We start from the raw sequence: 24,705 nt of genomic DNA, 5'->3' as shown, positions 1-24,705 counted from the left end.
CCGGAGGGAGAGGAAGAACGATGGACACCGTGGAGCTGGTCCACCAGCGGAAGCGTTCCGAGGACCGGACGGCGGACGCCCCGGCGCACCCGGCGGGCGAGATCCGGCTGCTGACCGCCGGCGGCCTGGGCCGCCGTGCCGGCCTGCTGTCCGCGAGCCCGTGGGAGAGCGACTGTCCGTGGACGACGGTCTCGATCACCCTGATGGCGACCGAGGAGGCCGCCTGAGCCCGGCAGGGCGCCCCTCACGCGCCCTTCCGGCCGTCAGAGTGATCGAATAGCCTGCGGGCATGCGTACGACTTCGCCGTTCACCGTGGGGCGTGACTCCGAAATCGCGCTGCTCGAACGCGCGATGACGGAGCTTCGGCGGAGGTGCGGGCAGGCGCTGTTCCTACTCGGCGAGGCCGGGATCGGCAAGTCCCGTCTGGTCGGCGACACCCTGGAGCGGGCGGCCGATCTCGGCCTGCCGGTGCTGCGCGGCCGGGGCAGCGCCACCGGCGCCGGCACCCCGTTCCGCCCGCTGGTGGAGGCGGTGAGTTCCCGGTTCCGCACCACGGGCCCGCCCGAGGACGCCGAACTGGAGCCGTACCGACCCGCGTTGGCCAGGATCGTGCCGGAGTGGCGGCGGCCCGGCGTTCAGGGCCACCCGGAGAACGTGGTGGAGCTGGCCGAGGCGCTGCTGCGGCTGCTCGCCGTGCTCGGCCGGGAGGGCGGCTGCGTGCTGGCCCTGGAGGACCTGCACGACGCGGACTCCGAGACCGTCGCCGTGGTCGAGTACCTGGTCGACAACCTGGCCGGGCTGCCGGTGCTGCTGGTGGCGACCCTGCGGCCGGAGCCCGGTGAGGCGCTCGACCTGGTGCACGCCGCCGAGCGGCGCCGGGTGGCCACGGCGCTGCGGCTCGGCCCGCTGGGCGCCGCGGAGGTCCGGGCGATCGCCGCGGGCTGCCTGGGCGTCGGCGCCGGGGACGTCCCGGAGCCGGTGGTGGAGCGGCTGGCCGGCGGCGGGGGCGGCAACCCGTACCTGGTGGAGGAGTTGCTCGCCGAGATGGTCGGCTCGGGCTCGCTCCGGCCGGAGGGCCGGGGGTGGGCGCTGGTCGGCGACCCGGCGGCCACCGTCCCGGCCGCCGTGGTCCGCCACCATGTCCACCGGGTCGACCAGCTGGGCCGGGAGGCCGGCGAGTTCCTGCTGCTGGCGGCCACCCTCGGCGACCGGTTCTCGGCCTCCGACGTGCAGCTGGTCTCCGGGCACGCGGACCGGCGGCTGTTCGCCCTGCTGCGGGCCGCCGTGGACGCCGGGTTCGTCGTCCCCGACCAGGAGGAACCCGGCCGGTACGCCTTCCGGCACGCCCTCACCGTCGAGGCGCTGCTGGCCACCGTCACCCCCGCCGAACGGTCCGCCCTGGCCCGGCAGACCGCCGCCGCCCTGCACCGGGCCGATCCCGGCCTGTCCGACGAGCGCTGCCAGCTCGGCGCCCGGCTGCTGGAGGCCGCCGGCGACCGGGCCGGCGCGGCCCGGCTGTACGCCGAGGCCGGCCGGCAGGCCCTCGCCGCGGGTGCCTCCGGCTCCGCCGTCCAGATGCTGGAGCGCGGCCACGAACTCGCCGCCGAGGCGGACCGGACCGGCATCGCCGAGTCCCTGCTGTTCGCCCTGGTCGAGGCCGGGCAGCTGGACCGGGCGCTGGCCCTGGGCGACGCCCTGCCCGCCGCCGGCAAGGCCGCCCTCGGCGCCGACCGCCGGGTCGCCCTGCACACCCGGCTCGCCTGGGCCAGCGTCATCGCCGAACGCGGCCCGGAGACCGTCGCCCAGGTCGCCGCCGCCCGGGCTCTGCTCCCCCCGGACGCCGAACCGGCCCAACTCGCCGCCCTCACCGTGGTGGAGGGCTACCTGGCCCTGCTGCCCGGCCAGGGCGGCCCGCCGGTCGACGCCGAACGGTCCGCCCGGCACGCCGCCGAGGTCGCCGAACGCTCCGACCTGCCCGTGCTCGCCTGCCAGGCCTGGCAGTTGCTCGCCCTGCTCGCCCGGGAACGCGGCTTCGACGACGCCGACGGCTGCCTGGAGCGGATGCTCGCCGTGGCCGAGGCGCACGCGCTGCCCGTCTGGCGGGTGGAGGCCCTGGTCCGCCTCGGCGCCAACGCCTTCCTGCGGACCGGCGACGCCCGCGGGCTGGAACAGGCCCGGGACGCCGCCCGCGGCGTCGGCGCCATCCTGCTCGCCCAGCAGACCGAGGGGTTCCTCGCCCTGCACGCCGTCCTCGGCGGCCGTCCCGCCGCCGCCCGCGAGATCATCGACCGCTGCCGGGACGCCACCGCCCGGATGCGCAACCTCGCCACCCACCGCTACCTGCTGCTCACCTCCGCCACCCTGGCCGCCCACCGCGGCGCCCGCCGGGAGATGGAACGCGAGCTGCTGGCCTTCCGCCGCGCCGGCGGCGAGGAGTCCATCCTCACCCCGGTGATGTTCGGCCTCTGCCGGGCGGTCTGCGCCCTCCTGGAGGAGGACCGCGGCCGCGCCGAGGCCGAACTCGCCGCCGCCGGCGCCTGGGAGGAGCAGCACCCCAGCGTCTTCTACCTGGCCGGCCGGTACGGGCTGCGCCCGCTGCTCGACGTCCTCGCCGGACGGGCCGGCCGGCCCGCCTACGAGGCCGCCGCCCAGGCGCCCGCCGCCGCCCTGGCCTGGAACCGGCAGTTCCTGCGGCTCACCGACGCCGTCCTGCTCGGCCGGGAGGGCCGGGCCGAGGAGGCCGCCGACCTGGTCGACGCCGTCCGGGCCGCCGCCGCGCTCTTCCCCACCGGCGCCCACCTCGGACTGCGGCTGGTCGCCGAGGCCGCGCTGGCCGACGGCTGGGGCGAACCGCTGGTGTGGCTGCGCGCCGCGGAGGACCACTTCCACGGCATCGGGGCACCGTCGGTGGCGGGAGCCTGCCGGGCGCTGCTGCGGCAGGAGGGGGCGAGCGTCGGGCAGCGGCGCAGCGGCCGGGACCGGATCCCGGCGGGCCTGCGGGCGCTCGGGGTCACCCTCCGCGAGTACGAGGTGTTCGCCCTGCTCGTCGAACGCCCCGGCAACCAGGACATCGGCCGCCGTCTCTCGATCTCCCCCCGCACCGTGGAGAAACACATCGCCAGTCTGCTCCGCAAGACCGGCCTCCCCGACCGTGTCGCCCTCGGCCGCCTCGCCGCGGAGTACGCGCACTGACCTGGGCGTTCCGCGGTGGCGCATCGCACGAGGACGCCACGCCCGCCTCACACCCCGGTCGGCTATGGTCGGGTGGGAGTTCTATCGGGTACTGAGGGCGGGGGTTTTCGATGGGCGTCGTGCTGCCCGACGAGCTGGCATGGATCCTGGACCTCATCGGGGTCGACTGGCCCAATGTCGATGAGGACGACTACCGCGAAATGGCCGACGCGGTACGGCAGTTCGCCGAAGAGATCGACCAGCACCGGAACGACCTGCACCAGGCCGTCGAGCAGATGGCCGGGGAGAACGCGGGCGCCGCGCTGGACGCCTTCCAGGCGCACTGGGGGAAGGTCAACGGCACCCACATCCACCAACTCGCCGAGGGCTGCCGCCTGGTGGGCACGGTGCTGGACGGCGTCGCGGTGGTGATCACCGGGGCCAAGGTGGCGGCCATCGTCCAGCTGGGCATCCTGGCCGCCGAGGTGATCGCCGCACAGGCGGCCGCGCCGTTCACCTTCGGCCTGTCCGAGGCGGGCGCGATCGGCGCCACCCAGGCCACCCGGGTGATCGTCAGAAGGCTGCTCAAGGAGGCCGAGGAGCAGATCGTCGACCAGCTGATCTCGATGGCCACCGGGCCGATCATCAGCGCGCTCGGCAGCATGGCCGGCGAACTGGTCCTGCAGCTCGGCGAGCAGGCCCTGGGCATGGGCGACGGCGTCGACCTCGGCCGGATCGGCAAGGCCGGCGAGCAGGGCCTGAAGGACGGCGCGGACGACTCGCTGGGACAGATCGGCATCAACCGCGGTACGGGGGCGACGGCATGAGCGACGGGTTCAAGCACAGTCACGAGGAGACCGAGAAGCTCGCCGAGCACTTCAAGCTCGGATCCGGCAAACTCACCGGCTCCGGCGACACCCATCTCGGCCGGGCCCGCCACCACTTCGGCCGCACCAAGGGCAAGGGCGGGCTGGCGCAGGCCGCCGAGGCCGGTGTCGAGCAGCTGATGGAGAGCCTCACCAAGGGCCAGAAGGCGCTCGGCAAGCACCTGGACGACGTCGGCACCGGCCTGAAGAAGACCAGCGCCAACCACCGGGAACACGAGCAGGAGCTGACCCGCACGCTGAGCCAGATCACCGGCGGCAAGAGCACGCCCGGCGGCCCCGGCGGCGGCAAGCCCAGCTACGCCTCCATCCTGGGCGGCGGCTCGGGCGGCGCGCCCAAGCCCACCCCGCCCAAGCCGGGTCCACCGCCCAAGCCCAGGCCGCCGGCCATGCGGCCCAACAGCACCAACCCCAAGGTGCAGGGCAAGCCGCTGACGGCCCGCCCGGTCAAGAGCGACCCGGTGGACATCGCCACCGGCGACGTGATCTTCTCCCAGACCGACGTGGGCCTCGACGCCGCGCTGCCGCTGGTCCTCGCCCGTACCCACCTGTCCAGCTACCGGATCGGCGGCTGGTACGGCCCGAGTTGGGCGTCCACGCTGGACCAGCGAATCGAACTCGACGGCGAGGGCGTGCTGTTCGCCGCCGAGGACGGCATGATGCTCAGCTATCCGGTGCCCGAGCCGGGCGCCGCCGTCCAGCCGGTCGAGGGACCGCGCTGGCCGCTGTTCTGGGACGGTACCCCGGGCGGCGGCATGCGGATCACCGACCCTCACACCGGCCTCACCCGGCACTTCGCCGTGCCCGCCGAGGGTGCGGGTCCGCACGCCCGGGCGGCCGGCACCCTGCAGCTGCCGCTGCGCGCCGTCACCGACCGCAACGGGCACACCGTGGAGGTGCTGTACGGCCGTGGCGGTGTCCCGGTCGAGGTGCGGCACAGCGGCGGCTACCGGATCGGGATCAGCACCGAGGGCCACCGGATCACCGCGCTCGCCCTGCTGCCCCGCGAAGGGGCCGAGGGCGGTGAGGGCGGCGAGCCGGTCGAGCTGGTCCGGTTCGGCCATGACGGCAACGGCCACCTCGCCACCGTCACCGACTCCTCCCGGCTCGCCATGAGCCTCACCTACGACGGCGAGGGCCGGCTGACCGGCTGGACCGACCGGGTCGGCTACCGCTACCGCTACGTCTACGACCGGGCCGGGCGCTGCGTCCAGACCCGGGGCGACGGCGGCTACCTGGACGCGGTGTTCGCCTACGACACCGAGCAGCGCGTCACCACGATGACCGACGCGGTCGGCCACCGGACCGTCTACCAGTTCGACGAGGCGGGCCGGCTGGAGCGCGAGACCTCCCCGCAGGGCGCCGTCGCCACCTTCCAGTGGGACCGCTACGGCAGCCTGCTGTCGCGCACCGACCCGCTCGGCCGCACCAGCAGCTTCACCTACGACGAGGACGGCAACCTGGCCGTCTCCACCCTGCCCGACGGCACCACCAGCAGCGCGAGCTACAACGACCGGCACCAGGTCACCGAGCTGACCGCGATGGACGGCGCCCGGTGGCACTACGAGTACGACGAGCAGGGCAACACCGTCGCCACCGTCGACCCGATGGGCGCCCGCACCGCGTACGCCTTCGACGAGCGCGGCCGGCCCGTCGAGGTGACCGACGCGCTCGGCAACGTCAGCCGGGTGACCTACGACGCGGCCGGCCTGACCACCTCGCTGACCGAATCCAACGGGGCCGCGAGCCACACCACGCGCGACGCATTCGGGCGGCTCAGCACGGTCACCGACACGCTCGGCAACACCACCTCCTTCGGCTGGACCCTGGAGGGCCGCCCGGCCTGGCGGCAGGGCCCGGACGGCGCCAGGCACGAATGGACCCACGACGCCGAGGGCCGGGTGATCACGTACCGGGACCCGGCAGGCGGCGTCACCCGCGCCGAGTACGGCCCGTTCGGCAAGGTCCACGCCCGCACCGGCCCCGCGGGAGACCGCTACACCTTCGAGTACGACGGCCAGCTGCGGCTGGTCGCCGTCACCAACCCGGCCGGCGCCCGCTGGACCTACCGGCACGACCCGACCGGCGAGGTGATCGAGGAGACCGACTTCGCCGGCCGCACCGTCACCTACGAACGCGACCTGACCGGCGCTCTCACCGCCCGCACCAACGCCGCCGGGCAGCGGGTCGAGTACATCCGCGACGCCCAGGGCCGCACCGTCGAACTGCGCGCCGACGGCCGGACCATCACCTTCACCTACGACGGCGCGGGCCGCGTGCTGACCGCCGGCGACGGGCGGACCGGGGTGCGCCGCAGCTACGACCCGGTCGGCCGGATGATCGCCGAGGAGTGCGAGGGCCGGGTCACCACCTTCTCGTACGACCTGCTCGGCCGCCGGACCGGCCGGCGCACCCCTGGCGGCGCCGAGTCGCGGTGGACGTACACCGCGATCGGCCGCCCCGAGACGTTGACCGGGCCCGGCGGGGAGCTGCGCTTCCACTACGACCGGGCCGGACGCGAGGTGCGCCGCGAGTGCGGGCAGGTGGTGTTCGACCGCCGGTACGACGGCCTGGACCGCCTCACCGGCCAGCAGGTCCGCGCGGACGGCCGGGTGCTGAGCAGTCAGGACTACGCCTTCGGCCCGGACGGCGCGCTCGCCGGGACCACCGACCACCTGCTCGGCACCCGCACCACCCGGCTCGACGGCCGCGGCCGGATCACCGCCCTGACCGGCGCGAACTGGCAGGAGGGCTACCTCTACGACCGGGCCGGCGACCTGGTCGGCGTCCAACTGCCGCACACCGGCGACGACCAGGGCGAGTTCGCGGTGGACGGCGGACAGCTGAGGCGGGCCGGGGGGACCTCGTACGAGTACGACGCCCAGGGCCGGCTGGTGCGCCGCGTCCGACGGCTGCTCTCCGGCGGCGAACTCACCTGGCACTACACCTGGGACTCGCACGACCAGCTCACGTCGGTCGCACTGCCGGACGGAACCCTGGCCCGCTACCGCTACGATCCGTTCGGCCGACGGCGCGGCAAGCAGTTGCTGGCCGCCGACCGGGCCACCGTGCTCGACGAGACGGTCTTCACCTGGGCGCACGAGTTGCTGGTCGAGCAGGTCCGGACCCGCGCCGACCGGCCCGGACAGCAGGTCACCGTCTGGGAGTGGACGCCCGGCGGCCAGCGCCCGCTCACCCAGACCGACTGGCTGATGCCCGCCGCCGACGCCCCGCAGCACGAGATCGACCGGCGCTTCCACGCCATCGTCACCGACCTGGTCGGCACCCCGACCGAGCTGGTCGACGAGCACGGCACCGTGCGCTGGCAGCAGCGCACCACGCTGTGGGGCAGCCCGCTGCCCGGCGCGGTCGAGGAGGTCGACTGCCCACTGCGCTTCCCCGGGCAGTACCACGACACCGAGACCGGACTGAACTACAACGTCTTCCGGTACTACGACCCCGCCACCGCCCGCTATCTCAGCCCCGACCCGCTCGGGCTGGGCGGCGGCCCCAACCCGTACGGGTACGTGCTCGACCCGCGCCGGATCTCGGACCCGCTGGGTCTCGACCCGGACATGATCGACCTGTACCACGGCACCAACGGGAACGGCGCCACCAGCATCGAGAACCTGGGCATCAACCCCCGGTTCGACCCCCGCGCGATGGACTTCGGCCACGGCGGCTTCTACGTCACCGACGACCGCGACCAGGCCCACCGCTGGGCCCGCCGCCAGGGGCGGGAACCGGGCTCCGGCGGGCCGGCGGTACTGCACTTCCAGGTCTCCCGCTCGGAGCTGGAGGCATTGAACGGGCGGCGGTTCAACGACGACGACGAGATCGTCGACTTCATCACACGCCACCGCAACGACCGCAACGGCAGCCGGATGCACAACCACGACCACGTCGAGGGCCCGATGCTGCTCAACCTGAAGGAGTGGCGACGCGGTGACCCGATGGAACTCGGCGGCCACCAGATAGCCTTCCACCAGCAGCCGGGCGTCGATCTGCTCAGCAACGGATACGTGGGAAGGAACCGACGACGGTGAGCGAATTCCGTCTCGAAGCGGACCGGCGGATGCAGGAGTACTTCTCCGACATCGCCGACGAGCTCCAGAAGTTCGGCATCTCCCGGGCCGAGGCCGTGGCCCGGGTCAACGCCGCCTGGGAAGGTGTGGAGTTCGAGCCCTACCCGGACCTGGTCTGCCACGAGGACCCCGAGTACTGGGCGCACCGCTTCTACTACGACAACGGCAGGAACGACAACAGGCCGGTGCCCTACTGGGACGAGGACGCCGATCGCAGCAGCTGGCTGATCAAGCCGCCACCGCCGGCCGACTCCCCGGCCTGGACACTGCCCCGGGAGTCGTGACCCGCGTTCCGGCGTGGGCTCCGGGACTGGTTGGCACGTCAACCACTCCCGGAGCCCACCATGCCCGTGCCGCCACCGTCCCCGGCGGGCTGCTTGCCCACCACCGCAACGAGCAGCCGGGCATCGACCTGCTGTCCAACGGCTACGCAGGAAGGCACCACCGACGGTGAGCGAGTTCCTCATGGAAGCGGACGAGGGGATGCTGGGGTTCTTCTCCGCGATCGCCGACGTGCTCCAGAGCTTCGGTATCTCCCGGGCCGAGGCGGTGGCCCGGGTGAACCACGCCTGGGGAGACCAGAAGTTCGATCCGTACCCCGACCTGATGTGCCACGAGGATGCCGAGTACTGGGCGCACGGTCTCTATTACACCGACGGCAGCAACGACGGCACGGTGGTGGCGTACTGGGAGGAGTACCCCGACCGCAGCACCTGGCGGATCACCCCGCCGCCACCCGCCGACTCCCCGGCCTGGACGCTGCCCCGGGAGTCCTGACCCGCGTTCCGGCGCGGGCGCGGGTGCGGCAGGCGCCGGGTGCGCGGCGTCGGCGTGTCCATGGGTGCGTACATGGGTGGGGACACCCAAGATCACGGGGGTGGGTGGGCGGGAACCTGCGGGGTGCGTCCCGATGCCCGGACGGGGTGGGTGCCGGAAGCATCTGGGGTGCCGGTGGAGCGCTCGGGCTCCACCGGCCGAACAGGCACCGGAGGCGAGACGCGATGGCTGGGGAAGAACACGGATCCGCACCGGAGCGCCCCGCGCTCCGCTTCACCGTGCTGGGCCCGCTGGGCGCCGAGGCCGACGGGCGGCCGCTGCCGCTGGGCCCGTTGAAGCAGCGGCTGGTCCTCGCCCTGCTGCTGTGCCACGCCAACACCCCCGTCCCGGTGGACCTCCTCACCGACGCGGTGTGGAACGACGAGCCGCCCCGGACGGCCCGCAAAAACCTCCAGGTGTACGCCTCCGCGCTGCGCCGGCTGCTGGGCGGCGAGCAGGACCCGGGCCGGCTGGTGCACCAGCCGGGCGGCTACCTGCTGCGGATGGCCCCGGAAGAGCTGGACCTGCTGCGGTTCCGGGAGCTGGCCCGGTCCGGGCGGGCGGCGGCCGTGGCCGGGGAGCGGGACCGGGCGGCGGGGCTGCTCGGCCGGGCGCTGGACCTGTGGCACGGGGCGCCGCTGGCCGACCTGCACGGCTCGCCGCAGCTGCGGGCCGAGGCGGAGCGGCTGGAGTCGCGCTGCGTCGCGGTCCACGAGGACTGGGCGGAGACGGAGTTGGCGCTGGGCCGGGCGCCCGTGGTGGCGGACCGGCTGCGCGAGGTGGCGGAGCGGCATCCGCTGCGCGAGCGGCTGCAGGCGGTCCGGATGACGGCGCTGCACCGCTCGGGGCGGCGGACCGAGGCGCTGGCCGCGTACGAGGAGCTGCGGCAGCTGCTGGCCCGGGAGCTGGGCCTGACGCCCAGCCCGCAGCTGACGGCGCTGTACCGGTCGGTGCTGGAGGAGGGCCCGGCGGCCCCGGCGGGGTCCTCGGGGTCGGGGGGCCGGCTGGGTTCCCTGCTGCCGCCGGACACGGCGGACTTCACCGGCCGGACCGAGCAGCTGGACCGGCTGACGGCGGTGCTCCGCCGGGGCGGCGGGCGGGCGGTGGTGCTGACCGGTCCGGCCGGGGTGGGCAAGACTTCGCTGGCGGTCCAGACGGCGTACCGGCTGCGCGAGGAGTTCCCGGACGGCCGGCTGATGGTGGCGCTGCGGGCGGAGGACGGCACCCCGCGCCGCTGGAGCGAGGTGGTGGACGAGCTGGTGGTGACCTGCGGGCTGGCGGGACGGGTGCCGAACGACCCCCGGCAGGCCGCGGCGGCGCTGCGGGCGCTGCTGGCCGAGCGGCGGCTGCTGCTGGTGCTGGACGACGCGGCGGACGAGACCGTGGTCCGGGCCCTGCTGCCGGGGACGGGCCGCAGCGCCGCGGTGGTCACCTCGCGGACGGCGCTGGCGGGCCTGGACCCGGTGCTGCGGATGGAGGTGCCGCCGTTCACCGAGGAGGAGGCACTGGACCTGCTGGGCCGGACCGTCGGCGCGGCCCGGGTGGTGGCGGACCCGGCGGCGGCGCAGCGGATCGTCGAGGCGGTGGGGATGCTGCCGCTGGCGGTGCGGGTGAGCGGGATGCGGCTGGCCGTGCTGCGGCACCTGCCGCTGGCGGAGTACGCCGACCGGCTGGCCGAACCCGGCATGCTGCTGGACGAGTTGGCGGTCGGCGACGTGGCGGTGCGGCCCCGTCTCGCGTCGTGCTGGCACGACCTGGCCGAGCCGCGCCGCGCGGTGCTGCTGCGGCTGGGGCGGCGGCTGCCGCTGGCGGAGCCGTTCTCGCTGGACGAGGCGGCCGCGGCGCTGGGCTGCGACCGGGGTCCGGCGCTGCGGGAGCTGGAGCGGCTGATCGAGTCGGGCGCGGTCAGCTCCCCCGAGCAGGAGGTGACCGCCCACGCGGTGCGGTACTCGATGCCGCGGCTGGTCCAGCTGTACGCCCGGGAGCGGGCGGCGGAGGCCGCCGCCTGACCCGCGGACCGGTCCCCGCCTGCGGACATACCGCTCGCATACCGGTCGCGAACCCGATCCCAACCCCGCCCGGGGAGGCTGGCGGGGACGGCCGCCGACCGGCGGCCGCGAGAGGCCGAGGGGGGTGGAGTCGCGTGGAGCTGGCCGAACTCGTCGGACTGCGCCCCGTCCCCGGCGCGGGCCTGCTGCTCACCCTCACCCGCCGCTGCCCGCTCAGCTGCGCCCACTGCTCCACCTCCTCCACGATGGCCGGCGAGGAGCCGGACGGCTCCCACCTGCTGCGCTTCCTCGGCACGTTCACCGCCGAGGACCGTCCTGAGCTGGTGATGCTCACCGGCGGCGAACCGCTGCTGCGGCCCGAGCTGGCCGCCGAGTGCGCCGCCACGGCCCGGGCCGCCGGCACCCGGACCGCCCTGCTGAGCGGCATGTTCTTCGCCCGCGAGGGCCGGATCCCGGCCCGGATCCTGCGGGCGGTCACCGCCGCCGACCACTTCTCCGCCAGCCTGGACGCCTTCCACGAGCGGGAGGTCTCCCGGGCCGAGGTGTTCCGGGCCGTCCACCGCGTCCTGGACGCCGGTGTCCCGGCCAGCTTCCACCTCACCGGCACCGGCGCCGGGGACCCGTACCTGGCCGAGGTCACCGCCGCGATCCGGCGGGAGTTCGACGACCGGGTGCCGATGCTGGTCAACGAGGTCCGTGCGGTCGGCCGCGCCGCCGGCTGGGCCGCCGCCGGGCGGACCGCCGCGGCCGCCGACCCGGACCGGGCGCTGCCCTGCGCGATGGCCGCCTGGCCGGTGGTCGCCTTCGACGGCACCGTCCTCGCCTGCTGCAACCAGCAGGCCGTGGACCGCCGCCCGGCCCCCGCCCACCTGCGGCTCGGCCACATCGCCGAGGACGACTGGGCGACCGTCCGGTCCCGCACGCTCGCCTCGCCGGTGCTGCGCCTGATCCGCGCCGTCGGCCCGGCCCACCTCTACGCCCGCTACGGTCCCGGGGCCGCCCCGGCCGGCTACTGTGCCGGCTGCCGCGACCTCCCCGGACATCCCGCCGTCACGGCCGGGGCGGTCCGCGACGGCGCCGGCCCGGTCGGCGAGCTGCTCGACCGGGAGGCCGCCCGCATCCAGTACCAGGCCGGGCCGGTGGAGCTGGTCGGCCGGCACGGCTGCGCCGCGTACGCCCCGCTGGTGGACCTGCCGCGGACCCGGCCCGCCGCCGTGGGGGGAGGGCCTCGATGAGCGCCGCCGCCTCCGCCGCCGCCTCCGCCTCCACCGCCTCCACCGCTTCCGTCGCGCTGCGCGCCAAGCTCGCCCTGGCCCGGCCCGCGGTCACCGCCGCGACCGACGCCCTGTGGCGGCCCGCCGGGCTCGGCCCCCGGTACCTGCGCTACCTGGCCGCGATGCACCAGCTGATCCGGGCCTCCGTCCCGCTGATGGAACGGGCCGCCGTACGGTGCGCCGAACTCGGCCCCGCCGACCCGGTGGCCGGGCCGCTCGGCCGCTACCTCCGGGAGCACGCCGAGGAGGAGCGCGGCCACGACGACTGGCTGCTCGCCGACCTCGCCGCGGCCGGCGCCGACCCGGCGGAGCTGCTCGCCGCCGTCCCGCCGCCGGCCGTCGCCGAGCTGGCCGGCGCCCAGTACTACTGGATCGAGCACCACCACCCGGTCGCCCTGCTCGGGTACGTCGCGGCCCTGGAGGGCAACGCCCCCGCGCCCTGGCTGGCCGACCGGCTGGCCGCCGGGACCGGGCTGCCGCCGGCCGCCTTCCGGACCGTCCGCGAGCACGCCGAACTCGACGGCGGCCACCTCGCCGCGCTCGACGCGCTGCTCGACGCCCTGCCGCTGACCGCCGCCGCCGAGGCCGCGATCGGCCTCAGCGCCCTGCACACCGCCCACGGCATCACCCGCCTGTTCCTCGGACTCGCCGCCGACCCGGCACCCGGGGACCCCACCGAAGGAGGCACGAGATGACGGACCGTGAGAACACCCTCCGCAGCCTGGAAGCGGCCGGCTTCGCGGTGCACGCGTTCACCGAGGAGCAGCAGGAGGTGCTGCAGGCGCTCACCCCGCACGAACTCGCCGTGCTGGTCGACATCAAGGGCCGGCTGGACGAGGTCGGCCCCGAGGTGCAGGCGCACGGGGAGATCGCCGGCGGCGCGCTGTTCTGACCCGCCGCCGTACCGGACCCGTACGCCCGCCGCCGTACCGGATCCCGCCCGCCGTCGTCGCCGACCCCGAGGACCCGTTCCCATGAACTGCTCCAGCTGCCGGAGCGCGCTGCCCCCCGACGCCCGGTTCTGCCCGTCCTGCGGCGCGCCCTGCGCCCCGGCCGGGCCGGCCGCCGCGGTGGAGGGGCGCAAGGTCGTCACCGTGCTCTTCTGCGACCTGGTGGGCTCCACCGCCCTGTCCGGCCGCCTGGACCCGGAGACCCTCCGGTCGGTGACCCTGCGCTACTTCGAGCTGATGCGGCAGCAGATCGAGGCGCACGGCGGCACGCTGGAGAAGTTCATCGGGGACGCGGTGATGGCGGTGTTCGGCGTGCCGGCCGTCCGGGAGGACGACGCCCGGCGGGCGGTGGCCGCGGCCCTGGGCATGGTCGGGGCGCTGGAGCGGCTCAACACCGAGCTGGACGCCGCGCTCGGGGTCCGGCTCACCGTCCGGATCGGGGTCAACACCGGCCGGGTGGTGACCGGTTCGGACTCCTCCGCGCGGCAGGCGCTGGTCTCCGGCGAGGTGGTCAACGTCGCCGCCCGGCTGGAGCAGAACGCCGGCCCGGGCGAGATCCTGATCGGCCCGGACACCCGGCTGGCCGGCGGACCCGCCGTCCGGGTCGAGGAGGTCGGGCCGCTCCACCTCAAGGGCAAGGCCGAGCCGGTCACCGCGTACCGGCTGCTGGGGCTCGGCGACGACGCCCCGGAGCTGCTGCGCCGGTTCGACGTCCGGTTCGTCGGCCGGGACGCCGAACTCGCCGAGCTGGACGCCGCGTTGGAGCGGGCCGTGACCGGCGGGACGCAGCGGCTGCTGGTCCACGGCGAGGCCGGGCAGGGCAAGACCCGGCTGGTCAGGGAGTGGCTTGACCGAGCCGCCGCCCGGACCGCCGTGCACGGCGCCGGCCGCTGCCGCCCGTACGGCGACCAGGGCAGCCTGCGGCCGCTGGCCGACGCCGTCGCCCCGCTGCTCGGGCACCGGCAGGCCGGGGGCGGCCCCGCCGACCCGGAGGTGCTCTGCGACCTGCTCGGGGTGATCGACCCGGACGAGCGGGCCGCGCTGGCGGAGGCGCTGGCCGTGCTCGCCGCCGGCCTGCTGCTCGACGGCACCCCCGACCCCTCGCTGGAGGACACCTGCGCGGCCCTGGTCCGGGTGCTCACCGCGGTGGCCCGGCGGCGGCCGGTGGTCCTGGTGGTGGACGACTGCCACTGGGCCGGACCGGTGCTGCTGGAGGTGCTCGACCGGCTGGCCCGCGACCTGGGCCCGGCCCCCGTGCTGATGCTCGGCCTGGCCCGCCCCGAGATCCTGGACGGCACCCCGCCGGGCGGGCGGCAGCTGCTGCTCTCCGGCCTGTCCGACCGTGAATCCGCGGTGCTGGCCGCCGAGTTGGTCGAGGTGGGCACGCACGGCGAGCTTCCCGAGAGCCTGCTGGAGCGGTCCGGCGGCAACCCGCTGCACCTGGAGCAGCTGCTGGCCACGGTCTCCGAGACCGGGTCCCGGGACGAGCTGCCGCCCACCGTCCAGGCCCTGCTCGGCGCCCGGATCGACGCCCTGGGGGCGGCCGAGCGGCTGGCCCTGGACCTGGGCGCGGTGGTCGGCCGCGAGTTCGACGCCGACGAGCTGGCCGTACTCGCCGCCGACCGCGGCGGATCCGTCCCGGCGGCGCTGCTCGGGCTGAGCCGCCGCCGGCTGGTGGAGCCCGGGCCTGGTGGCGGCGGCCTGCCGTTCCGGTTCACCAGCGGCCTGGTCCAGGAGATCACCTACCAGAGCATGTCCAAGCGGTCGCGGGCCGAGCGGCACGAGCGGGCCGCCCAGCTGCCCTCGGTCCGGGCCGCCGGCGCGGGCGCGGTCGGCGGGCACCTGGAGCGGGCCCACCGGCTGCGCAGCGAACTGGGCCTGCTGGACGAGGGCACCGAACGCCTGCGCACCGCCGCCGCCGAAGCGCTGACCCGGGCCGGCGGCCAGGCCCTCGCCCGCGCCGACCTCTCCTGGGCCGAGGACCTGCTCACCCGCGCCCTCGCCCTGCACCCGCCGGCCGCGCACACCCCCACCGGCCTCGGCGCCGCCCGCCGGCTCGGCGAGGTGAAGCTCGCCCTGGGCCGGACCGCCGAGGGCAGGGCCCTGCTGGCCGAGGTGGCGGCCGGCGCCGCCGACCCGGTCGAGGCCGCCCACGCCCGGCTCGCCCTGGCCGGCCCGGGCCGGGCGGGCGAGGCCGAGCCCCCGGCGGCCGCGGCCCGCGCGCTGCTCCCGGTCTTCGAGGCCGCCGCCGACGACCTCGGCCAGGCCCGGGCCTGCCTGCGGCTGGCCCAGGACCACCAGGTGCAGGGCCGGCACGGCGAGGCCGACCGGTTCCTGGTCCGGGCGCTCTCCCACGCGGTCCGCGCCGACGGCGAGGCGGAACGCGCCGCCGCCCTCGGCGCGATGGGCGTCTCGCTCTGGCGCGGCCCGGAGCCCGTCCCGCAGGCGGTGGCCCGCTGCCGGACGCTGCTCGCCGAGCACGGCCGCCGCCGGCGGACCGTCCGGGTCACCCTGAACTGCCCGCTGGCCATCCTGCTCGCCCTGCACGGGCAGCCGGACGCCGCCCGCGACCGCCTGGCGGAGGCCGGCCGCCTCGCCCGGGAGCTCGGGTACGCCGAGGCGCGGGTGTTCCTGCCGGTGTTCGCCGCGACCGTGGAGACCCTGGCGGGCCACCGGCCGCGCGCCATCGAGGAGTTGGACGCGGCGGCCGCCGCCGCCCGGGAGCTCGGCGCCGGCGCGCTGCTGGGCACCGTGGCGCTGGAGTCCGCCCGGCTGCTGCTGGACGCCGAGGAGTGGTCCGCCGCCCGGCACGCCCTGGCGCCGGCCGAGGCGGGCGGCGCCCGGCCGCACGCCGAGACGGTGGACCTGGACGGCCTGCGGGCCCGGCTGGCCGCCGCCGACGGGGACGCCGGACGCGCCCTGCGGCTGGCCGACCAGGCCGTCGCCGCCGCCGAACGGACCGACTCCCCGGTGCTCCAGGGGAACGCCGCCCTCGACCGGGCCCACGTCCTGCGGCTGCTGGGCCGGCCCGCGGAGGCGGCCACCGCGGCCGCCGTCGCGCGGGCCCGGTTCACGGCCAAGGGCCACCTGCCGGGCGTTGGCTGGACCGACCGGTTCCTGCCGGCCGCGGGACAGGACCGGGCCCCGTACCCGCACAGAGAGGAACAGCCGTCATGACGACCGCGGCAACCCCGGCCCCCGGGACCGCCCCGAGCGCCGCACCGGGCGGTCTCACCTGGAGCCTGCGGGGCAGACGCCCCGAGGACATTCCGGTGCCCGCCGACACCGGCTGGGCGCCGCCGGCCGGGGCCGCCGCACCGGGCACCGGACGCGGGATCCGGGTCTGCGTGGTGGACTCCGGGGTGGAGCGGGACCACCCGATGATCGGCCCGCTGGACGGCTCCTGGGTGGTGGTCAAGGACGCGGACGGCGCCATCGAGGTCCGGGAGACCGACACCGGCGACACCTGCGGCCACGGCACCGCCTGCGCAGGGATCATCCGCCGCACCGCGCCCGACTGCGAGCTGCACAGCGTCCGGGTGCTCGGCGAACGCTTCTCCGGCACCGGGGACATCCTGCTCGCCGGCCTGCGCTGGGCCGTCCGCCAGGGCTTCGACGTGATCAACCTCAGCCTGTCCACCACCCGGGTCCGGTTCGCCGAGGAGCTGCACGCCCTCGCCGACGAGGCGTACTTCAACCGGGCGGTGATCGTCGCCTCGGCGCACAACACCCCGGTGGAGAGCTTCCCCTGGCGGTTCGCCTCGGTCATCTCGGTGGGCAGCCACCAGGAGGACGACCCGGAGCTGTACCTCTACAACCCCGACCCGCCGGTGGAGTTCTTCGCCGCGGGCCAGAACGTCGAGGTGCCCTGGCTGGGCGGCGGCACCATCCGCACCACCGGCAACAGCTTCGCCACCCCGTACGTCGCCGGCCTGTGCGCCCGGATCCTCTCGGCGCACCCCCGGATGACCACCTTCCAGCTGAAGAACGCGCTCTACCTTTCCGCGGCCAACGTCCAGGTCGGTCCGACCGCCAGCAGAGGTGCCTGATGACCCAGCGAACCGAATCCCCCGCCACGCCCGTCCCGGACGCGGACCCGGCGGCGCGCGAACTGCTCCAGTCGGTGGTCGACGTGGCCCGCGCGATCTTCGGCGCCCAGGCCAGCTCGGTGTTCCTGCTCGACGAGTCCGCCCACGAACTGGTCTTCCAGGCCGTCTCCGGCCGGGGCGAGGAGTTCCTGGTCGGCCGCCGGTTCCCGGCCGACCGGGGCATCGCCGGCTGGGTGGCCAGCTCCGGCGAGCCCATGGTGGTCGACAACCTCTCCGACAGCGCCGCCTTCGACCGCTCGCTCGCCCGGTCCACCGAGTACGTGCCGGACGCCATGATGGCGGCGCCGCTGATCCACGGCGACCGGGTGATCGGGGTGCTCCAGGTCCTCGACCCGGCGCCGCAGGCCCGCGCCAGCCTGCCCGAACTGGACCTGCTCTTCCTGTTCGCGCGGCAGGCCGCCGCCGCCCTGCGGATCGTCGCCGACCGGATGGGCGGCCCCGGCGACCGTACGGGCCTCGGCCCGGACCGCCGCGCCACCGCCGTCCGCCTGGTCGCCGAACTCGAGCAGCTCCTCACCGGCGCCCCGGACTGACCCGCCCCCCAGACCCCGGTCCCCGTCCGACGACTCCCGCACACCCGGACGGGGACCGGTTCACGTAACAGCGCCCCTGAAAACCAAAGACGAAACGCCCGCGTCACCCACCGTTCGGCCGCGCCCGCACATGCATCCGCTCCCCCTGCGCCCCGAACAGGCTCAGCACCTCCACCGCCGCCTCCCCCGTGCTCCCGAACCAGTGCGGCACCCGGGTGTCGAACTCCGCCGCCTCGCCCGCCTTGAGCACCACGTCGTGCTCGGCCAGCACCAGCCGCAGCCGCCCGACGAGCACGTACAGCCACTCGTACCCCTCGTGCGTCCGCAGGTCGGGCTCGCTGCGCGAGGGCGGGATCAGCATCTTGAACGCCTGCAGCCCGCCCGGGTTCTGACTCAGCGGAAGGATCACCGCCCCGTGCCTCCGGATCGGCTTCAACCGCACCCGCGGATCCCCCACCGGCGGTGCCCCGACCAGCTCGTCCAGCGGTACCTGGTGGGCCCGGGCGAGCGGCAGCAGCAGTTCCAACGTCGGCCTGCGCTCGCCGGATTCGAGCCGGGAGAGGGTGCTGACCGAGATCCCGGTGATCTCGGCGAGCCGGGCCAGCGTGGTGCCCCGCCGGGTCCGCAGCGCCCGCAGCCGCGGGCCGACCGAGGCCAGCACCGAGGCGTCGTCCTCCGCCGCGCCGTCTCCCCCTGCGTCTTCTTTTGCCATATCGGCAACATTACTTTGCCGACCCGGCATGCCGGGCGCACCGTGGTCGCCATCGGCGGGCAGCACCGCCGACCGGCGAACGGAGACCCGCGATGGACCGCACCCCCCGTGAGATCCCCCAGGACAGCCCCGACGAGACCCCCGGCCGGACCATGTACGACGTGGTCGTGGTCGGCGGCGGCGCCGCCGGGCTGAGCGGCGCGCTGGCGCTGGCCAGGGCCCGCCGGTCGGTGCTGGTGGTCGACGCCGGGCAGCCGCGCAACGCGCCCGCCGGCCACGTGCACAATTACCTCGGCCGGGACGGCGTCTCTCCCGCCGGTCTGGTGGCCGAGGGCCGCGCGGAGGTGGCCCGGTACGGCGGCCGGACCGTCACCGGCCGGGTGACCGGGGCCGTCGTGGACGGGGCCGCCGCGGACGACGGGGGCTTCCTGGTCGACCTGGACGGCGGGCGGACGGTCCGGGCCCGCCGGCTGCTGCTGGCCACCGGCCTGGTCGACGGGCTGCCCGAACTCCCGGGCGTGGCCGAGCGCTTCGGCCGGGACGTGCTGCACTGCCCGTACTGCCACGGCTGGGAGGTCCGCGACCGGAGGATCGGCGTGCTGGCCACCGGGCCGCTGGCGTGGCACCAGGCGGAGCTGTGGCGGCAGTGGAGCGCGGACGTGGTGGTCCTGCGGCACGGCGCCGACGCCCCGGACCCGGAGCAGGCCGAGCGGCTGGCCGCCCTCGGCATCCCGGTGCTGGACGGCCCGGTCGCCGGCCTCACCACCTCCGGGGATCCGGACGACGCGCTCACCGGCGTCCGGCTGGCCTCCGGCCGGGCGGTCGGACTGGACGCCCTGGCGGTCGCCACCCGGCTGTCCGCCCGCGGCGAGGTGGCCGAGGCGCTGGGCCTGGTGCCGGTGGACGTGGAGTTCGCCGGCCAGGTGGTCGGCAGCCGGATCCCGGCCGACGAGAACGGCGCCACCGCCGTCCCCGGCGTCTGGGTCGCGGGCAACGCGGCCGACGTCCAGGCCCAGGTGGTGACGGCCGCCGCGGCGGGGCTGCGGGCGGCCGCCGCGATCAACGCCGACCTGCTGGCCGAGGACACCCGCCGCGCCGTCGCCGCCCACCGCAAGCTGCTGGCCACCGTGTTCGAGCGCCCGGCGTGGGAGGAGCGGTACCGGTCCCGTCCGGCGCTGTGGAGCGGCAACCCCAACCCGCAGCTGGTCGCCGAGGCCGCCGCGCTCACCCCCGGCCGGGCCCTGGACGTGGGCAGCGGCGAAGGCGCCGACGCCCTGTGGCTGGCCGGCCGCGGCTGGCGGGTCACCGCCGTCGACATCGCCGACACCGCGCTGGAGCGGGCCGCCGCCCACGCCGCGGCCGCCGGCCCCGACCTCGCCGACCGGATCACCTGGACCCGCGCCGACCTGCGCGAGGAACCCCCCGCCGAGGGCGGCTACGACCTGGTGACGGCGCAGTACATGCACCTGCCCGCCGAGGCGCGCCGCGAGCTGTACGCACGGCTGGCCGCCGCGGTGGCGCCCGGGGGGACGCTGCTGATCGTCGGCCACCACCCGCTGGACCTGACGACCACCGTCGGCCGGCCGCGGTTCCTGGCGGAGGCGATGTTCACCGCCGAGGAGCTCGCCACCGCGCTCGACCCGGCCTGGCGGGTGCTGGCCGCCGAGACCCGGCCGCGCGACGCGGTGGACCCGGAGGGCCGCGCCGTCACCGTCCACGACGCCGTCCTGGTCGCCCGCCGCCCGCTGGACCTCCCCGCCCCGGCCGGTGCCCGATGAGCCCGACCGCCGCCACGGCACCGACCGACCCGACCGCGCCCACGCCGGGAGCCGTCCGGCGGGCCCTCGCCACCCTGGCGCTGGCCGTCCTGCTGCCCTCGCTGGGGACCGGCATCGCCAACGTCGCCCTGCCCGCCCTGGCGCACTCCTTCGGCGCCTCCTTCCAGGCCGTCCAGTGGGTGGTGATCGCCTATCTGCTGGCCGTCACCGCGCTGATCGTCACGGCGGGCCGGCTGGGTGACCTGGTCGGCCGGCGACGGCTGCTGCTCGGCGGGATCGCCCTGTTCACCGCCGCCTCCCTGCTCTGCGGGCTGGCCTCCCAGCTGTGGATGCTGATCGCCGCGCGGGCCGCCCAGGGCCTCGGCGCCGCCGCCATGATGGCCCTCACCATGGCCTTCGTCGGGGACACCGTCCCCAAGGAGCGGACCGGCCGCGCCATGGGGCTGCTCGGCACCATGTCCGCCGTCGGCACCGCGCTAGGCCCCTCGCTCGGCGGCCTGCTGGTCTCCGGTCCCGGCTGGCGGGCGGTGTTCCTGGTCACCGTCCCTCTCGGCGTGCTGACCCTGCTGCTCGCCCGCCGCCACCTGCCGCCCGACCGCCCCCGGGCCCGGACGGAGGTCCGCTTCGATCACCCCGGCACGGTGCTCCTGGCGCTGACCCTGGGGGCGTACGCCCTGGCGATGACCCTCGGCCACGGCCGACCGGGCGTGCTCAACCTGGCGCTGCTGCTGGCCGCCGCCCTCGGGGCCGGGCTGTTCCTGCGGACCGAGAACCGGACGCCCGCACCGCTGGTCCGCCCGGCGATGTTCCGGGACCGGGCGCTGAGCGCGAGCCTGGTGGCGGGCGCCCTGGTGTCCACGGTGATGATGTCCACCCTGGTGGTCGGGCCGTTCCACCTCTCCCGGGCGCTGGGGCTGTCCGCGGCCGCCACCGGCCTGGTGATGTCCGCCGGCCCGCTGGTCGCCGCCCTCACCGGGGTACCGGCCGGACGGGCCGTGGACCGGCTCGGCCCGCGCCGCACCACCCTGGCCGGACTCGCCGCCGTCACCACCGGTTGCCTGCTGCTGGCCGTCCTCCCCGCCCGGTACGGCGTCCCCGGCTACCTCGCCCCGCTGCTCCTCACCACCTGCGGCTACGCCCTGTTCCAGACGGCCAACAACACCGCCGTCATGGCGGACCTCCCCGCGGACCGCCGCGGCGTGGTCTCCGGCCTGCTCAACCTCTCCCGCAACCTCGGCCTGGTCACCGGCGCCTCCCTCATGGGCACCGTCTTCGCCCTGGGCACCCGCACCGCCGACCTCACCACCGCCACCCCGGCGGCGCTCGCCCACGGCACCCGCACCACCTTCGCGGTCGCCGCCGCGCTGGTCGTCGCGGCGGGACTGGTGCAGCTGGGGGCACGGGCCGGAAGGCTCGGAGGTGCAGCCGGGGCGGCGCGGCCGGCCGCACCGCCCCTGGACTCCACACCTGCTCAGAAGTGCTCCAACAGCTCCCCGAACCCCCGCAGTTGAAGCGTCGCCCCGTCCGCCCCGTCCGCCCCGTCCGCCCCGAACTCCTCGTGCTCCAGCACCCAGGTGTGCTCGTGCGGGATGAACACCGTCCGCAGCCCGGCCCGGCCCGCGGGCAGGATGTCGGACTTCGGCGAGTTCCCGATCATCCAGGTCCGGTCCACCGCCAGGCCCAGGTCGGCCGTCAGCCGCCGGTAGGTGTCCACGTCCTTCTCCGGCACGATGTGGACGCTCCCGAAGTGGTGGGCGATCCGCGAGGCGTCCACCTTCCGCTGCTGCTCGACCGGGTCCCCCTTGGTGAGCATCAGCAGCCGGTGCCGTCCGGCGAGCACCGCGAGGGTCTCGGCCACGCCCTCGATCAGCTCGACGCCGCGGTCGGTGAGCGGGAGCAGCAGGTCCTCGATCCGCTCCAGCTCGGCCGCCGCCGGGGTGCGGCCGTGCAGCCGCCCGAGGCAGTCGCCGAGGCTGCGCCGGAACACCTCGGCGCCGTACCCGAGGAGGGCCGCGTTCTCGGCCTCGATGCCGTCCAGCAGGGCCCGGACCCGGATCCGGTCCTCGGGGGTGGAGACCCAGTCGAGGAAGCCGTCGATGACGCGTTCGAAGAGGACGTTGTTCTCCCAGAGGGTGTCGTCCGCGTCGAAGACCAGCACCTGGTCCCGGTACCCGCTCATCGCCCGGTCCCTTCCAGCAGCCGGCCCGCGCGGTCGAGGGTCTCGCGGAGGTTCTCCTCGGTGGTGCGCTCCCGGGCCTCGGCCACCGTGAGCCACTCCAGCGGCGAGGCCGGGTTCTCCGGCCGGGCCAGCTCGGGGCTGTCGGTGGCGAGCAGGAAGCGCAGGTCCGCGTGCTCGTGGGCGGGCTCGACCGGGGACGCCGGGACGGACACGACGGTGAGGTGGACGAGGGCGGCGTCCGGCCAGGGGGCGAGGTCGGTCAGCCCGGACTCCTCCCGGCCCTCGCGCAGCGCGATCTCCAGGGGCAGCGTCTCGCCGGGGTCGCCGTGCCCGCCGACCTGGAGCCAGGCCTGCAGGCGGACGTGCCAGCGGAGCAGCACCCGCCGCGACGCGGGGTGCACGATCAGGGCGGAGGCGGTGAAGTGCAGGGGTGTCCCCCGGTCCCACGGGTCCGGTGTGCCGACCACCCGGCGGACCCGCTCCAGGTCCGCGGTCTCCACCGCGCCCCGCGGCTCGTACCCGGTCAGCAGCTCGGTCAGGCCGCCTGCCCCCGACAGGCCAGCGCTCGCCATGGTCACCACTCCTCGTCGCTCGGGTCCTCGAACCCGATCACCCTAGCCAGCGCCCGACGGACCCGCCCCGGAATAAAAGCCCGGAACAGAAGACGGCGGTGGGGCGGCCGCCGGACCCCTCTCGGGATCGGCTGCCGCCCCACCGCCGTACCTCACCCGCGCATCCGCGGGACCGTCCGCCGTGGTCAGGCCATCGGGATCGGGTAGGTCGGGTACTCCACGCCGGAGACGTGCTGGACGACCCGGATCACCTGGCACGAGTAGCCGAACTCGTTGTCGTACCACAGGTAGAGGATCGCGTTGTCGCCGTCGACCTTGGTGGCGCCGGCGTCGACGATCGACGCGTGGCGCGAGCCCACGAAGTCCATCGACACGGCGTCGGGGGCGGTGGTGAAGTCGATCTGGCGCTTCAGCGGCGAGTGCAGCGAGACGTCGCGGAGGTACTCGAGGACCTCCTCGCGGGTGGTCTCGCGGCCCAGGCGGAGGCTGAGGATCGCGATCGAGACGTCCGGCACCGGAACGCGGATCGAGCTGCCGGTGATCGGCGCCTTCAGCTCGGGCAGCGCCTTGGCGACGGCCGAGGCGGCACCGGTCTCGGTGATGACCATGTTGAGCGGCGCGGACCGGCCGCGACGGTCGGCCTTGTGGTAGTTGTCCAGCAGGTTCTGGTCGTTGGTGAACGAGTGGACGGTCTCCACGTGGCCGCGCAGCACGCCGTACTCGTCGTCCATGGCCTTCAGCGGCGGGACGATCGCGTTGGTGGTGCAGGAGGCGCAGGACAGGATGCGCTCGTCCGGCTTGATCATGTCCTGGTTGACACCGTGGACGATGTTCGGGACGTCGCCCTTGCCCGGGGCGGTCAGGACGACCTTGTCGATACCGGGGCGCAGGTGGTTGGAGAGGCCCTCGCGGTCGCGCCACTTGCCGGTGTTGTCGATCAGGATCGCGTCCTTGATCCCGTACTCGGTGTAGTCCACCTCGGCCGGGCTGTTCGCGTAGATCACCTTGATCTCGTTGCCGTTGGCGACGATGGTGCTGTTCGCCTCGTCAACGGTGATGGTGCCCTGGAACTGACCGTGGATGGAGTCGCGGCGCAGCAGCGAGGCGCGCTTGACGAGGTCCTGGTCGCCGCCCTGGCGGACCACGATGGCCCGCAGGCGCAAGCCGTTGCCGTTGCCGGCCTTCTCGATGAGCAGGCGGGCGACGAGGCGGCCGATCCGGCCGAAGCCGTAGAGGACCACGTCGCGCGGGCCGCTGCGCTCGATCTTGTTCGCGCCGATGGCACCGGCGACCGCCTCGGCGGTGAACTCCTCGACCGACAGGCCGCGGTCGTCGGCCTGGTAGGTGGCCGCGAGCATGCCGATGTCGATCTGCGAGGGACCGAGGTCGAGGGTGGTGAGGGCCTGCAGGAAGGGCATCGTCTCGGTGACCGAGAGCTCCTCGCCGGCGATCTGGCGGGCGAACCGGTGGGTCTTGAGGATGCTGACCACCGACTTGTTCACCAGGGAACGGCTGTGCAGCAGGACGGTGACGTCCCGCTCCCGGTGCAGCCTCCCGATGATCGGGATCATCGACTCCGCGATTTCCTCGCGGTTCATCCAGTCCGTGAACACGTCGTCGTTGACAGTCACT

General features: G+C 75.5%; 19 protein-coding genes. 15 read left to right on the top strand and 4 right to left on the bottom strand.

Features of this window, described 5'->3' with window-relative positions; all coding sequences use genetic code 11:
• Positions 1-20 precede the first annotated feature (20 nt).
• The 13 genes from ABWK59_RS25845 to ABWK59_RS25785 all read left to right on the top strand — a co-directional run bounded on the left by ABWK59_RS25845 (position 21) and on the right by ABWK59_RS25785 (position 17,832).
• Complete coding sequence (locus ABWK59_RS25845) at positions 21-227, top strand: hypothetical protein (protein ID WP_354643007.1); 207 nt, start codon at positions 21-23, stop codon at positions 225-227.
• 62 nt (positions 228-289) lie between these two features.
• The gene (locus tag ABWK59_RS25840) at positions 290-3,193 is read left to right on the top strand and encodes an ATP-binding protein (RefSeq protein WP_354643006.1); all 2,904 of its coding nucleotides are present in this window, start codon (positions 290-292) and stop codon (positions 3,191-3,193) included.
• Between the two features lie 110 nt (positions 3,194-3,303).
• Positions 3,304-3,999 carry a WXG100 family type VII secretion target gene (locus ABWK59_RS25835; RefSeq protein WP_354643005.1) on the top strand — a complete coding sequence of 232 codons (696 nt, stop codon included), beginning with the start codon at positions 3,304-3,306 and terminating at the stop codon, positions 3,997-3,999.
• Entirely contained in the window at positions 3,996-8,102 is a 4,107-nt protein-coding gene (locus tag ABWK59_RS25830) for an RHS repeat-associated core domain-containing protein (RefSeq protein ID WP_354643004.1), read from the top strand. Before ABWK59_RS25835 ends, ABWK59_RS25830 begins: the two co-directional genes overlap by 4 nt.
• Positions 8,099-8,425 (top strand): hypothetical protein, encoded by a 327-nt coding sequence (locus ABWK59_RS25825; protein ID WP_354643003.1) that lies wholly within the window; start codon positions 8,099-8,101, stop codon positions 8,423-8,425. Before ABWK59_RS25830 ends, ABWK59_RS25825 begins: the two co-directional genes overlap by 4 nt.
• Before the next feature lie 166 nt (positions 8,426-8,591).
• On the top strand, positions 8,592-8,918 hold the full coding sequence (locus ABWK59_RS25820) for a hypothetical protein (RefSeq protein WP_354643002.1): 327 nt from the start codon (positions 8,592-8,594) through the stop codon (positions 8,916-8,918).
• A gap of 224 nt (positions 8,919-9,142) precedes the next feature.
• A complete protein-coding gene (locus ABWK59_RS25815) occupies positions 9,143-10,966 on the top strand; it encodes a BTAD domain-containing putative transcriptional regulator (RefSeq protein WP_354643001.1) in 1,824 nt (607 codons plus the stop codon).
• A gap of 134 nt (positions 10,967-11,100) precedes the next feature.
• Positions 11,101-12,201 carry a radical SAM protein gene (locus ABWK59_RS25810; RefSeq protein ID WP_354643000.1) on the top strand — a complete coding sequence of 367 codons (1,101 nt, stop codon included), beginning with the start codon at positions 11,101-11,103 and terminating at the stop codon, positions 12,199-12,201.
• Positions 12,198-12,935, top strand: coding sequence for an iron-containing redox enzyme family protein (locus tag ABWK59_RS25805; RefSeq protein WP_354642999.1), 738 nt, complete (start codon positions 12,198-12,200; stop codon positions 12,933-12,935). The genes ABWK59_RS25810 and ABWK59_RS25805 overlap by 4 nt, the downstream gene beginning before the upstream one ends.
• Positions 12,932-13,132, top strand: coding sequence for an aroma-sacti cluster domain-containing protein (locus ABWK59_RS25800; protein ID WP_354642998.1), 201 nt, complete (start codon positions 12,932-12,934; stop codon positions 13,130-13,132). Before ABWK59_RS25805 ends, ABWK59_RS25800 begins: the two co-directional genes overlap by 4 nt.
• Before the next feature lie 82 nt (positions 13,133-13,214).
• Complete coding sequence (locus ABWK59_RS25795) at positions 13,215-16,367, top strand: adenylate/guanylate cyclase domain-containing protein (RefSeq protein WP_354642997.1); 3,153 nt, start codon at positions 13,215-13,217, stop codon at positions 16,365-16,367.
• On the top strand, positions 16,364-17,239 hold the full coding sequence (locus ABWK59_RS25790) for a S8 family peptidase (RefSeq protein WP_354642996.1): 876 nt from the start codon (positions 16,364-16,366) through the stop codon (positions 17,237-17,239). The genes ABWK59_RS25795 and ABWK59_RS25790 overlap by 4 nt, the downstream gene beginning before the upstream one ends.
• Positions 17,239-17,832: a GAF domain-containing protein gene (locus ABWK59_RS25785; RefSeq protein ID WP_354642995.1), complete on the top strand. Its 594-nt coding sequence runs from the start codon at positions 17,239-17,241 to the stop codon at positions 17,830-17,832. Before ABWK59_RS25790 ends, ABWK59_RS25785 begins: the two co-directional genes overlap by 1 nt.
• Before the next feature lie 103 nt (positions 17,833-17,935).
• On the opposite strand, the gene ABWK59_RS25780 is transcribed toward ABWK59_RS25785, so the two are convergent.
• Positions 17,936-18,544 (bottom strand): helix-turn-helix domain-containing protein, encoded by a 609-nt coding sequence (locus ABWK59_RS25780; protein WP_354642994.1) that lies wholly within the window; start codon positions 18,542-18,544, stop codon positions 17,936-17,938.
• 92 nt (positions 18,545-18,636) lie between these two features.
• Here ABWK59_RS25780 and ABWK59_RS25775 point away from each other — a divergent pair, with 92 nt between their 5' ends.
• On the top strand, positions 18,637-20,322 hold the full coding sequence (locus ABWK59_RS25775) for a bifunctional NAD(P)/FAD-dependent oxidoreductase/class I SAM-dependent methyltransferase (RefSeq protein ID WP_354642993.1): 1,686 nt from the start codon (positions 18,637-18,639) through the stop codon (positions 20,320-20,322).
• Complete coding sequence (locus tag ABWK59_RS25770) at positions 20,319-21,833, top strand: MFS transporter (protein WP_354642992.1); 1,515 nt, start codon at positions 20,319-20,321, stop codon at positions 21,831-21,833. Before ABWK59_RS25775 ends, ABWK59_RS25770 begins: the two co-directional genes overlap by 4 nt.
• Here the strand turns inward: ABWK59_RS25770 and ABWK59_RS25765 are convergent.
• The 3 genes from ABWK59_RS25765 to ABWK59_RS25755 form a co-directional block, all read right to left on the bottom strand.
• Complete coding sequence (locus ABWK59_RS25765) at positions 21,794-22,501, bottom strand: HAD family hydrolase (protein WP_354642991.1); 708 nt, start codon at positions 22,499-22,501, stop codon at positions 21,794-21,796. The two genes, ABWK59_RS25770 and ABWK59_RS25765, sit on opposite strands and share 40 nt — an antisense overlap.
• Positions 22,498-23,073 (bottom strand): NUDIX hydrolase, encoded by a 576-nt coding sequence (locus tag ABWK59_RS25760; protein WP_354642990.1) that lies wholly within the window; start codon positions 23,071-23,073, stop codon positions 22,498-22,500. Before ABWK59_RS25760 ends, ABWK59_RS25765 begins: the two co-directional genes overlap by 4 nt.
• A 185-nt stretch (positions 23,074-23,258) precedes the next feature.
• Positions 23,259-24,704: a glyceraldehyde-3-phosphate dehydrogenase gene (locus ABWK59_RS25755; protein ID WP_354642989.1), complete on the bottom strand. Its 1,446-nt coding sequence runs from the start codon at positions 24,702-24,704 to the stop codon at positions 23,259-23,261.
• Between the last annotated feature and the right edge of the window lies 1 nt (position 24,705).

This window comes from Kitasatospora sp. HUAS MG31, from assembly GCF_040571325.1.
In the GTDB taxonomy this organism is placed as follows: domain Bacteria; phylum Actinomycetota; class Actinomycetes; order Streptomycetales; family Streptomycetaceae; genus Kitasatospora; species Kitasatospora camelliae.
This window is presented reverse-complemented; position numbering and strand designations above follow the sequence as displayed.